Origin of the sequence: Micromonospora qiuiae, assembly GCF_016863555.1 — a bacterium.
GTDB classification, from domain to species: Bacteria; Actinomycetota; Actinomycetes; order Mycobacteriales; family Micromonosporaceae; genus Micromonospora; species Micromonospora qiuiae.
Window position 1 is genome coordinate 72120 of record NZ_BOPC01000036.1, and the last position, 11742, is coordinate 83861.

Annotated in this window: 8 protein-coding genes and 1 pseudogene; 8 read left to right on the forward strand and 1 reads right to left on the reverse strand. The window is 70.1% G+C overall.

The window, feature by feature from the left end; genetic code table 11:
* The first annotated feature begins 12 nt into the window (after nt 1–12).
* The 7 genes from Vqi01_RS14240 (at nt 13) to Vqi01_RS14270 (ending at nt 8056) form a co-directional block, all read left to right on the forward strand.
* Nucleotides 13–1350: a cytochrome P450 gene (locus tag Vqi01_RS14240; RefSeq protein WP_372444358.1), complete on the forward strand. Its 1338-nt coding sequence runs from the start codon at nt 13–15 to the stop codon at nt 1348–1350.
* Nucleotides 1347–2246 (forward strand): terpene synthase family protein, encoded by a 900-nt coding sequence (locus tag Vqi01_RS14245; protein WP_204035262.1) that lies wholly within the window; start codon nt 1347–1349, stop codon nt 2244–2246. The genes Vqi01_RS14240 and Vqi01_RS14245 overlap by 4 nt, the downstream gene beginning before the upstream one ends.
* On the forward strand, nt 2243–3859 hold the full coding sequence (locus Vqi01_RS14250; RefSeq protein ID WP_239098392.1) for a prenyltransferase/squalene oxidase repeat-containing protein: 1617 nt from the start codon (nt 2243–2245) through the stop codon (nt 3857–3859). Before Vqi01_RS14245 ends, Vqi01_RS14250 begins: the two co-directional genes overlap by 4 nt.
* Nucleotides 3860–3954: 95 nt before the next feature.
* Entirely contained in the window at nt 3955–6579 is a 2625-nt protein-coding gene (locus tag Vqi01_RS14255) for a sensor histidine kinase (protein WP_204035263.1), read from the forward strand.
* 85 nt (nt 6580–6664) lie between these two features.
* Entirely contained in the window at nt 6665–7081 is a 417-nt protein-coding gene (locus Vqi01_RS14260) for a roadblock/LC7 domain-containing protein (RefSeq protein ID WP_204035264.1), read from the forward strand.
* A gap of 5 nt (nt 7082–7086) precedes the next feature.
* Nucleotides 7087–7473, forward strand: a complete 387-nt coding sequence (locus Vqi01_RS14265) for a DUF742 domain-containing protein (protein ID WP_204035265.1) — start codon at nt 7087–7089, stop codon at nt 7471–7473.
* Nucleotides 7454–8056 carry a GTP-binding protein gene (locus Vqi01_RS14270; protein WP_204035266.1) on the forward strand — a complete coding sequence of 201 codons (603 nt, stop codon included), beginning with the start codon at nt 7454–7456 and terminating at the stop codon, nt 8054–8056. The genes Vqi01_RS14265 and Vqi01_RS14270 overlap by 20 nt, the downstream gene beginning before the upstream one ends.
* An 86-nt stretch (nt 8057–8142) precedes the next feature.
* On the opposite strand, the gene Vqi01_RS14275 is transcribed toward Vqi01_RS14270, so the two are convergent.
* Nucleotides 8143–10947, reverse strand: a complete 2805-nt coding sequence (locus Vqi01_RS14275) for an aconitate hydratase (protein WP_204035267.1) — start codon at nt 10945–10947, stop codon at nt 8143–8145.
* A 148-nt stretch (nt 10948–11095) separates the two neighbouring features.
* On the opposite strand from Vqi01_RS14275, the pseudogene Vqi01_RS31785 reads away from it, so the two are divergent.
* A pseudogene (locus tag Vqi01_RS31785) lies at nt 11096–11451 on the forward strand (VOC family protein).
* Nucleotides 11452–11742 lie beyond the last annotated feature (291 nt).

Sequence of the window (11742 nt, forward strand, 5' to 3'; positions counted from 1 at the left end):
CGAGTGGGATCCATACCCCTGCGGCACGTGGTGCCGGGCCTGATGCGTGATCCAGCCCGCGCTCTGGTCGAGTTCGGAGAGCGGTCCGGAGGCGAGGTGGTGAAGCTCAACCTCGGTTCGTTCCGGCCCTACCTCATCACCCACCCGGACCATCTGCAGCGGGTGCTGCGCGAGAAGTCCGACAACTATGTCCGAGCCGGCGACGGTCTACAGTGGCGGCCGCTGAAGCGGCTGTTCGGTGAGGGCATCCTCAGCGACGGTGAACATTGGACGAACAGCCGCCACATCCTGCAGCCGCTGTTCACGGCCCGGCGCATCGACGGGCTGGTCGACCGCCTCGCGGTGGCGATCGAGGAGGCCATCGACGAGCTGACGGAGCCGGCGCGTACCGGCCAGCCGGTGGACATGGGCACCGTGCAGGCCAACATCGTCTGTTCCGCGGTCATGCGGGTCTTCTTCGCCGACAAGATCTCGGTTTCGGACGCGATGCGGATCATGCAGGCGCAGGATGCCATCGCCTGGTCGGTGATGCCCCGGATCCTCATGCCGTGGGCGCCGCTGGCCGCGCCCATGCCGGGTGACCGGACGTTCCGCCGGGCCGTGCAGCTCATCGACGACCTGCTGCTGCCGATCATCCGAGCGGCGCGGGACACCGCCGACGAGGGCGCCGACGACATCATCTCCACACTGTGGCGAGGGCGCACCGAGGACGGCGGCCGGTTGGACGAGAGCCAGGTGCGCAACGACACCGTGGCGATGGTCGCCACCACCACCGAGACCACGATCAGCGTGCTCACCTGGCTCTGGCCGCACATCGAGCAGAATCCGGCGATCGCCGCCCGGCTCTACGAGGAACTCGACCAGGTGGTCGGGGACCAGCCGGTACGCCGTGAGCACCTGCGCGAGCTGCGCTACACCCGGCAGGTGCTCGACGAACTGCTTCGGCTCTACCCGATCGGCTGGCTCTTCCCGCGGACGGCGGTCGAGGAGGACGTCATCGGCGGGGTCCGGATCCCGGCCGGCTCCACCCTGGTGGTCAGCCCGCTGATCACCCACCGGATGTCGAAATTCTGGGACCGCCCCGAGGTCTTCGACCCGGATCGCTTCCGCCCGGAGTTGGTCCGCAGCCGGCCCAAGTATGCGCACTTCCCGTTCGGCGGCGGCCCGCATCAGTGCATCGGGATGCACCTGTTCTACCTGGAGGCGACACTGATCGTGGCCACCCTGCTGAGCCGGTACCGCTTCCGGCTGCGTCGCGCGGGCGTCCCCGGCATCAAGGTGGCTGCCGCGTTGCGCCCGGTCGACCGGGTCGAGGTGACCTTGCAGCCGGTCCAGGAGGTCGCTGCATGAGCCCGTGGAGCGAGTCGCCGGGCGCCGGCGACGACCAGCTGACGGTGGCCGCCGAACAGGGCCGGATCTGCGCCCTCGCCACCCAGGGCCAGCGTGACCTGGCGCGGCTCGCCGCATCGTACCCGGATCTGTTTCCCCCCAAGCCGTTCGACGCGGCGCTGTTCGGAAATGTGGCGATGGCCATCGCGTTCGGCGCTCCCTGGTGTGACGCGGCCCAGCTGCGGATCACCAACCGCGCGGTGCTCTGGGGCTTCGCCGTCGACTGGCTGATCGACCACGAGGCGCGATCGCGCGACGAGATCGACCGCCTGGCCGCTCGCTGCCTCGCCGTGGCCGACGGCGCGCCGCCGGAGGCCGGGGACGCTCTCGGCGGCTTCCTCGCCGAGTTGCGCGACGAACTCGCGGTCGTGCCGGCCTTCGCCCGGCACCGGGACCGCTGGCGGGAGGAGATCCGCACGGTGCTCGACGCCATGGCCCGGGAGTGGGACTGGAAGCAGCACCCCGACCGGTTGCCCGACTTCGAGGACTATCTCGACAACGCCGCCAACCTGGCCTGCACCGTGGTCAATGCCGTGCACTGGATCCACACCGACGACCCGGCGACGTTGGCGCACCTGGACGCGCTGCTGGCAGCCAGCGACCAGGTGCAGCGAATCCTTCGGCTGGTCAACGACCTCGGCACGTACGAACGCGACCTGCGCTGGGGAGACCTCAACGCGTTGTTGTTGGTGCCCAGGGCCGATGTCGAGCAGCGGATCGCCGAACTGGTGACCGAGGCCCGTAAGATGCTGGAACCGCTGCGTGACAGCTGCCCGGTGCAGGCGGACTACCTGGCCCGGCAGATCGGGTTCAGCAGCGGCTTCTACCGCTTGACCGACTTCTGGGGCGTGCCGTGACGGCCGCGGCGTTCGCCGTCGGTACCGGTGCACAGGCCGCCGTGACCGCTGCCGCGCGCGAACTGCTCGCACTGCTGCAACGAGAACCGGCCGGGCAGGTGAGCAGCTCGGTCTACGAGACCGGGAGGCTCGTCGCCGACGCTCCGTGGCTCGACGGGCACGGGCGGCGGTTGGCGTACCTGCTCGCGCGGCAGGGCGCCGACGGCGGTTGGGGCCCGACCGGCGGGTACGCGCTGGTGCCGACGGCGAGCGCGGTGGAGGCTCTGCTCGCCGAACTCGTCCGGGCCGATCCGGCCGGCCCGCCAGCGCCGGCCCGACCCGAGCTTGCTGCTGCCGCCGCGCGTGGGCTGGCCACGCTGGCTCGCCGGCTCGCCGACGGCCCGTCCATGCCGGACACTCCGGCCGCCGACCTGATCGTGCCGACCCTGGCCGGGCGGATCGACGCGCACCTGAGTCACCTGGACGGCGGGTACGGCTGGCCGCTGCCCTCGGTGGACCGGCGTCGGGTCGACGCGGTCACCGCACTGCTCGCCACGGACCGCCCGGTGCCCAGCAAGCTCTGGCACGCCTACGAGGTGCTCGGGCCGGCCGCCGCCGAGCGTACCGAGATCGTCCCGATCGACGGCGCGGTGGGGGCATCGCCGGCGGCCACCGCGGCCTGGCTCGGTCACCGGCGCACCCCGGAGCGGCCCGCGCGGGCCTACCTCGACGCCGTGGTCGCCCGGCACGGTGGTCCGGTGCCCTGCTGTACCCCGATCACGACCTTCGAGCGGTCCTGGACGCTTGCCACGCTCGCCCGGGCGGGTGTGCCGGTGGCTCCGCCACCGGGGCTGGTCGCGGAGTTGGCCGCCGCGCTCGGGCCGGACGGTGCGGCGACCGGCCCCGGGCTGCCGACCGACGCCGACACCACCTCGGTGGCCCTGTACGCCCTCGCCCGGTCGGGCCACCCGGTGGATCCGGCCAGCCTGCTCCGCTACGACCTGGGCAGTCACTTCTGCACCTGGCAGGGGGAGGACGGGCATTCGGTCACGACGAACGCACACGCGCTGGAGGCGCTGGGCTGGTACGCCCGGCACTCCCGGGACGGTGCCGAGCGTTACGCCGCCCGGGTGACCGGGCTCGCCGGTTGGCTGCGTGACGCCCAACGGCCGGACGGCAGGTGGGCGGACCGCTGGCACGCCTCGCCGTACTACGCCACCTGTAGCGCGGCGCTGGCTCTGGCCAGCTATGCACCGGCCCAGGTGGCCGACGCGGCGATCGACCGTGCCACGGACTGGGTGCTGGCCACCCAGCGCGACGACGGTGGCTGGGGGCGCTGGTCGACCACGGCCGAGGAGACGGCGTACGCCGTGCACGTGCTGCTCGGCGTGGGCCGTCCCATGACCACCAAGGTGCGGGAGTCGATCCACCGGGCGCTTGCCCCGTTGTGCGCCGAGCATAGCGAGCACCCACCATTGTGGCATGACAAGGACCTGTACGCGCCGGTGCTGATCGTCCGGGCGGCGGTGCTCGCGGCGCGGCAGATGGCGCTAGCGGTGACCGATGCGGCGCACGGCAGAGCCTCCATCCCAGTCCAACAGGGAGCCGAGCAGGGCATGATCGGCAGCGCTTGAGTTGGCGCGGTGACGCTGTTAGCGTGCGCCGGGGTCGGTGCGCGTAACGTGTTGCTGACTGACAGATCAACTCGTTCAGGGCCAGGGACGGTGTAATGGGTTCCCGCAGTTCGAATCTGCGTACCAAGGTCGTGGCTCTGTTGGCCTCGCTGGTGGCGCTCTGGGGCTTCACGGCCTGGGTGACCGTCCGAGAGGGAGTCAACCTGCTCGGCGTGCAGGCGCTCGATGTACGAGTGTTCGACCCCACCGAGCCGCTGTTGCTCCAACTCCAGTTGGAGCGGCGTAGCTCGGTGGTCTACCTGGGACGACCGGACGATGCGCTGCGTAGCGAGCTGACGCAGCTGCGGCAGCGCACGGACCAGCTGACGGCGGAGTTCGCCGAGTCGGTCGACAGCTGGCAGGTCAGCCTGCTCGGCAGCAAGGATCTGCACGAACGCATCGCGCTGCTGCAGAAGGGCCTGGACGCGCTGCGGGACACCCGGGCCGCCGTCGACGAGCACAACATCGGCCGCAGCGAGGCCGGCGTGGCGTTCACCGAGGTGATCGAGTCGATCTACCAGGTGTACGACGAGCTCGGCAACCTCGATGACGTCGAGGTCGCCGAGAACACCGCTGAGCTGATCCGCCTCAACCGGGCTCGCGAACTGCTCTCCCAGCAGGACGCCATGCTCGCCGGCGTGCTGGCCGCCGGCCGGATCACCACGGCCGAGCGGGCGGAGTTCACCCGGATCGTGGGTGCCCGTCAGTTCCTCGCGGAGCAGGCGGTCGTCCGGTTGCCCAAGGCCGACCAGCAACGCTACGCGCAGATGATCGCGGGCCCGAACTTCCGGCGGCTGGCGGAGCTGGAAGACAAGATCATGGTCGCCAACTCGGCCAACTCCCGGCTGCCGTTCGACAGCCAGGACTGGGCCGAGGCCACAGGTGCGGCCATGGTCGAACTCGGTGATGTGGTGCTGGCCGGCGGCGACGATATCGTCAAGAGCGCCGCCCCGGTCGCGGTCGGGGTCATCGTCCGGCTGGTGCTCGCCGCCGGTCTCGGTCTGCTCGCCGTCATCGCCTCGGTGATCGTCTCGATCACCACCGCGCGTGCCCTGGTGCAACAGTTGCAGCGGCTACGCGACGCCGCCTTCCAGCTCGCCAACGAGCGACTGCCGAGCGTGGTGGAACGGCTCGGCCGCGGCGAGCAGGTGGACGTCACCAAGGAAGCGCCGCCGCTGGAGTTCGGTGACGACGAAATCGGCCAGGTGGGTAAGGCCTTCAACGTGGTGCAGGAGACCGCGGTCCGCACGGCGGTGGAGCAGGCCGAGCTACGCCGGGCGGTTCGCGACGTGTTCCTCAGCCTGGCCCGGCGTACCCAGGCCCTGGTGCATCGCCAGCTCACGCTGCTCGACGCGATGGAGCGGCGGGAGCAGGACGCGGAGGAACTGGAGGATCTGTTCCGGGTCGACCACCTGGCCACCCGGATGCGGCGCAACGCCGAGAACCTGATCGTGCTCTCCGGCTCGACCCCCGGCCGAGCCTGGCGCCGTAGCGTGCCGATGGTCGACGTGATCCGCGGCGCCGTCGGTGAGGTCGAGGACTACACCCGCGTGCAGGTGCTGCCGATCAGCGGCGTGTCGCTGGCCGGACGGGCGGTCGGCGACGTCATCCACCTGCTCGCCGAGCTGATCGAGAACGGGCTCTCCTTCTCCCCGCCGCACACCGCTGTGGAGGTACGCGGGCAACTCGTCGCCAACGGCTTCGCCATCGAGATCGAGGACCGCGGCCTGGGGATGACCGAGGAGGATCTGGCCGCCGCCAACCACCGCATCGTGGACCGCTCCGAGCTGAACCTCGCCGATGCGTCCCGGCTCGGCCTGTACGTGGTGAGCCGGCTGACCGACCGGCACGGAGTACGGGTACGGCTCAAGGAGTCCGCGTACGGCGGCACCAAGGCCGTGGTGCTGATCCCGAGCGAACTGATCATTGTGGACGGTGCCGAGTCGGGTGCTCCGCTGGGCACGCGGATCGAGGCGCCCGCCGTGGCCGGCCCGGCTCCGGCCGCCGGGGCCGAGCGTCCCGCGCCGGTGGCCCTCGCCGCGCCGGGGGCGTCGCCCGCACGCCGTCCGGCCGGCACCGACAGCGGGGCCGAGGAGGCCGCGGCCGAGCCCGGCACGAAGCTGCCCGCCGAGATCAATCTTGGCTCGGCTGACGGCGTCGACAGCTCCGGGCTGCCGACCCGGTCCCGGCGCCGGCCGGGTCACTCCGCACTGGACGGGCCGACCATTCCGCTCGGGCCGCCGGTCACTTCGACGAACGCCGAGGGTGGCCCGTGGATGCGGCACCGGCTGCCGGAGCCCACCGACGGCCAACCGGCCGCCTCGCCGGGCCCCGTGGTGGCCCCGGAGCCGAGCAGTGCGCTGCCCACGGCCGCCTCGCCGGGGCCCTCGGCGGCCGCGCCGGGCGGTGCCGCCGAGGGACAGGCCGAGCCGGATCGCACCGAGTCGGGCCTGCCGGTCCGGATCCGGCAGGCGAGTCTGGCGCCGGCGCTGCGGGCCGAGCCGGAGGCACCGGAGGAGGGCGACGACGTTATCCGCGAACCCGAACAAGTGCGGCGCATGATGAGTTCGTACCAGACGGGCACCCGGCGTGGACGCTCTGACGCCGCCCGGTTGCTCGGCGGTAGCGATCAGCCGGCTGGCGGGAACGAATCCGACGGCGCCGACCAACAGGCGACCTGAGGCTCGGCCGGGCGGCGATCCGCCATGGCCGCTGGTCAGGCCCAGATGAGCACGGCGATGAGCCGGGGGAGAAGAGGACGACGAAGTGGCGCAGAAGACGGCTTCGAGTGCCGACCTGACGTGGTTGCTGGATGATCTGGTCGGCCGGGTCAAGCAGGCTGAGCACGCGGTTGCGCTGTCCGCAGACGGCCTGCTGATGGCCTCGTCGCAGGGGCTCAGCCGTGACGACGGCGAGCACCTGGCGGCGATGGCGGCCGGCATCCAGAGCCTGGCCCGCGGCGCGGGCAAGCGGTTCGGCGGCGGCCAGGTGCAGCAGACGATCATCGAAATGCAGTCGTCCTTCCTGTTCGTCACAGCCGCCGGTCGCAACGCCTGTCTCGCGGTTCTGGCTAGTGAGGACGCAGATGTGGGGCTGATCGCGTACGAGATGGCCATGCTGGTTACCCGGGTCGGCAAGTACGTCGCGTCGCCGACCCGATCAGCGGACGACGGGGAGAAGTAGAACGTATGACACTTCAGGGAGAATCTGCCGAACACCAGTGGGTTGACGACCATGCTGGTCCGGTGGTCCGTCCGTATGCGGTGACCGGCGGCCGGGCCCGTCCGGTCACCGGCACGTTCGATCTGATCTCCCTGGTGACGGCGACGCGCAAGGACGTGTCGCCGGAGATCGGTCTCGGCCCGGAGCATCTGGCGATCGTCGGACTGTGTCAGCGGATGCAGTCCGTCGCCGAGATCGCGGCACATCTGGACCTGCCGGTGGGTACCGTGCGGGTCCTGCTTGGTGACCTGATGGCGCGCAGCCTGGTACAGATCCGGGAGCCGCAGAGCACCGTCGGCATTCCCGACCACAGCATCTTCGAGGCGGTTATCAATGGACTACGGGCACTCTGAGCGGCCGTCGGGTGCGGCCGCACTGCCCACGGCGATCAAGATTCTGGTCGCGGGCGGCTTCGGGGTGGGCAAGACCACGATGGTCGGCGCGGTCAGTGAGACCCGTCCGTTGCGGACCGAGGAGGTGCTGACCGAATCCGGGGTCGGCATCGACGACCTGTCCGGCGTCGAGGCCAAGCAGACCACGACCGTGGCGATGGACTTCGGTCGGATCACCATCAGTGATGATCTGGTGCTGTATCTCTTCGGGACCCCCGGGCAGGATCGGTTCTGGTTCGTCTGGGACGAGCTGTCGCTCGGCGCGATCGGTGCCGTGGTGCTGGCGGACACCCGCCGGCTGGCCGACTGCTTCCCCTCGATCGACTACTTCGAGGAACGGGGCACCCCGTTCCTGGTCGCGGTGAACTGCTTCGAGGGGGCCCGGCAATATCGGCTCGACGAGGTGCAGGCCGCACTGAATCTCGACCCCGAGGTGCCGGTGCTGCTCTGCGACGCCCGCAGCCGAAGCTCGGCCAAGGAGGTGCTCATCACCCTGGTGGAGCACGCCATGAAGATCCGGGACGCCCGCCACCGCGTCGACTGAGCGCCGGGTCGGCCGTACGACCCCACCCAACGTCGAAGGGCTCCTTCCCGCGCCGGCGCGGGAAGGAGCCCTTCGCTCCTGGTACGTCAGCTGGCGATCATGCGACGCAGCACGTACTGCAGGATGCCGCCGTGCCGGTAGTAGTCCGCCTCACCCGGGGTGTCGATGCGCACCACCGCGTCGAACTCCACCCCGCTGTCGGTGGTGACCCGCACCGTGCGCGGGGTCGAGCCGTCGTTGAGCGCGGTCACCCCGGTGATGGTGAACGTCTCGGTGCCGGTCAGCCCCAGCGAGTCGGCGTTCTCGCCAGCCGGGAACTGCAGCGGCAGCACGCCCATGCCGATGAGGTTGGAGCGGTGGATCCGCTCGTACGACTCGGCGATGACCGCCTTCACCCCGAGCAGCATGGTGCCCTTGGCCGCCCAGTCCCGCGACGAGCCGGAGCCGTACTCCTGGCCGGCCAGGATGACCAGCGGGATACCGGCCTGCTGGTACGCCATCGAGGCGTCGTAGATCGAGGTCTGCTCGCCGGTGAGGTGGTTGACGGTGAAGCCGCCCTCCACACCCGGGACCAGCTGGTTGCGCAGCCGGATGTTGGCGAAGGTGCCCCGGATCATCACCTCGTGGTTGCCCCGGCGCGAGCCGTACGAGTTGAACTCGTGCCGCGGCACGCCGTGGCTGGCCAGGTACTCGCCGGCGGGCGAGTCGGCCTTGATGGAGCCGGCCGGGGAGATGTGGTCGGTGGTCACCGAGTCGCCCAGCTTGGCCAGCACGCGAGCACCGGCGATGTCGGTGACCGGCGCCGGCTGCTGCCCCATGCCCTCGAAGTACGGGGGCTTGCGGACGTAGGTGGACTCGCTGTCCCAGGCGAAGGTGTCCCCGGTCGGCGTCGGCAGGGACTGCCAGCGCTCGTCACCGGCGAAGACGTCGGCGTAGGCGGAACTGAAGCCGGTGGCACCGATCGCGGAGGCGATGACGTCCTGGATCTCGCTGGTGCTCGGCCAGATGTCGCGCAGGAAGACCGGGTTGCCCTCGCTGTCCTCACCGAGTGGCTCGTTCGCCAGGTCGATGTCCATCGAGCCGGCGAGGGCGTACGCGACCACCAGCGGCGGCGACGCCAGGTAGTTCATCTTCACGTCCGGGTTGATCCGGCCCTCGAAGTTGCGGTTGCCGGAGAGCACCGAGACGACGGCGAGGTCGGCCTCGTCCACCGCGGCGGAGACCGCCTCCGGCAGCGGACCGGAGTTGCCGATGCAGGTGGTGCAGCCGTAGCCGACCAGATGGAAGCCGAGCTTTTCCAGGTACGGCGTGAGGCCGGCCCGCTCGTAGTAGTCCATGACGACCTTCGAGCCGGGCGCGAGCGTGGTCTTCACCCACGGCTTGCGGCTCAGGCCCTTTTCGACCGCGTTGCGGGCGAGCAGTGCCGCGCCGATCATGACCTGCGGGTTGGAGGTGTTGGTGCAGGAGGTGATGGCGGCGATCACCACCGCCCCGTGGTCCAGTTCGTACTCGTTGCCGTCCTCGCCGACCACGTGGATGGGATGGCTGGGCCGGCCCTTGGCTCCGGTTGCCGCCGACATCAGCCCGCGCGGCCGGTCGATCGGATCGTTTATCTCATTGGCAGGCGGGTCGCTGGCCGGGAACGACAGGGCGCTGGCGACGTCCGCCGGCCCCTTGACCGGCTTCCGCTTGCCCTGGAGGTAGTCCGGGAGCGCGGCGCGGAAGAGGGTCTTCGCGTTGCCCAGCGGTACCCGGTCCTGTGGGCGCTTCGGGCCGGCGAGGGAGGGCTCGATGGTGCTCAGGTCGAGCTCCAGGCGCTCGGAGTAGTCCGGCTCGGCGTTCGGGTCGTGCCAGAGCCCTTGTTCCTTCGCGTACGCCTCGACCAGCGCGACCTGCTTCGGGTCGCGGCCGGTCAGCTCCAGGTAGTGGACGGTCTCGGCGTCGATCGGGAAGATCGCGACGGTGGAGCCGTACTCCGGGGACATGTTGCCGATGGTGGCCCGGTTGGCCAGCGGCACCGCGCTGACGCCGGGGCCGTAGAACTCGACGAACTTGCCGACCACGCCGTGCTTGCGCAGCATCTCGGTGATGGTGAGCACCAGGTCGGTGGCGGTGGTGCCGGCCGGCATCTCGCCGGAGAGCTTGAAGCCCACCACCCGGGGAATCAGCATGCTGACCGGCTGGCCGAGCATCGCGGCCTCGGCCTCGATGCCGCCGACGCCCCAGCCGAGCACACCCAGGCCGTTGACCATCGTGGTGTGCGAGTCGGTGCCGACCACCGTGTCCGGGTAGGCCTGGCCGCCGCGCTCCATCACGGTGCGGGCCAGGTACTCGATGTTGACCTGGTGCACGATGCCGGTGCCGGGCGGGACCACCTTGAACTCGTTGAACGCGCTCTGCCCCCAGCGCAGGAACTGGTAGCGCTCCTTGTTGCGCTGATACTCCAGCTCGACGTTGCGCTCGAAGGCGTCCTGGCGTCCGAACAGGTCGGCGATGACCGAGTGGTCGATGACCAGTTCGGCGGGGGCGAGCGGGTTCACCTTGGTCGGATCGCCGCCCAGGTCGCGGACGGCCTCTCGCATGGTGGCCAGGTCGACCACGCACGGTACGCCGGTGAAGTCCTGCATCAGCACCCGGGCGGGGGTGAACTGGATCTCGACGTTCGGGTCCGCGGCCGGATCCCAGGCGCCAAGCTGGCGGATGTGCTCGGCGGTGATGTTCGCGCCGTCCTCGGTCCGCAGCAGGTTCTCCAGCAGGATCTTCAGGCTGTAGGGGAGCCGTTCGTGGCCCTCCACCTTGTTGATCTTGAAAATCTCGTAGCTCGCGTCTCCGACGCGTAGCTGGGTCTTCGCACCGAAGGTGTCGAGGCTCGCCACGTCGTACTCCTTCACACCAGCGACCGTGAGTAGTCCTGAGCAGTCTGTCGCACCGGGCGGAGCGCCGCCGTGCTTAGGCGACACTTACCGGCGATTCTCGCTATCAACAAAACCGTACGTCCGTCTTGCTATCGGGTCAACCCGACGCCGTCGGCTGGAAATCATGATTCATCACATTCAGCTCGCCTGCCCCCGGGTCTTGGAGAACTTGCCACACGCCCTCTACGTCGGCGTCCTCGGCCTCACCGAACTGGCCAAACCGCCGGCTTTCGCGGCCCACGGCGGTTGCTGGTTCAGTGGGTACGCTGCCGAACTGCACCTGGAGTGTGGAGGACCACTTCCGTCCGGCCCGCAAGGCGCACCCGCCCTGCTGTGGCCCGACCTCGACGCCCTCGCCACCCGGCTGACCGCCGCCGGATACCCGGTGTCCTGTGGCGGAGACGAACTGCCGGGGCTGCGTCGCTTCCACACGCAGGACGTCCACGCAACCGCCTGGCTTTCCTCGCCCCCGCAACCTGATCCCCCCACCGCCGCGTGGCGGGCGGCACGCCCGAAGGCGACAACATCGGGGATGTTGCTGCCTCGTGGTGGCCTGACACAGCAACATCCCCGATGTTGTCGCATCCTCCCGGGGAGCCCGGGGAGCCCGGGGAGCCCGGGGAGCGCGGGGGTGGGTATGACGAAAGGGCCGTCCCTTTGTGGGGGCGGCCCTTTGGTGTGTTGAGTTGTTGGATCGTCAGCTGGTGGCGGAGTAGCCGCGGGTGGCGATCCAGTTGGCGAGGGTGTCGATGTTCATCCGGTAGGTGGCCT

Coding starts and splice junctions, on each gene's coding strand:
- Vqi01_RS14245 (WP_204035262.1), top strand. CDS start 1,347: ATGAGCCCGTGGAGCGAGTCGCCGGGCGCCGGCGACGACCAGCTGACG.
- Vqi01_RS14255 (WP_204035263.1), top strand. CDS start 3,955: ATGGGTTCCCGCAGTTCGAATCTGCGTACCAAGGTCGTGGCTCTGTTG.
- Vqi01_RS14265 (WP_204035265.1), top strand. CDS start 7,087: ATGACACTTCAGGGAGAATCTGCCGAACACCAGTGGGTTGACGACCAT.
- Vqi01_RS14270 (WP_204035266.1), top strand. CDS start 7,454: ATGGACTACGGGCACTCTGAGCGGCCGTCGGGTGCGGCCGCACTGCCC.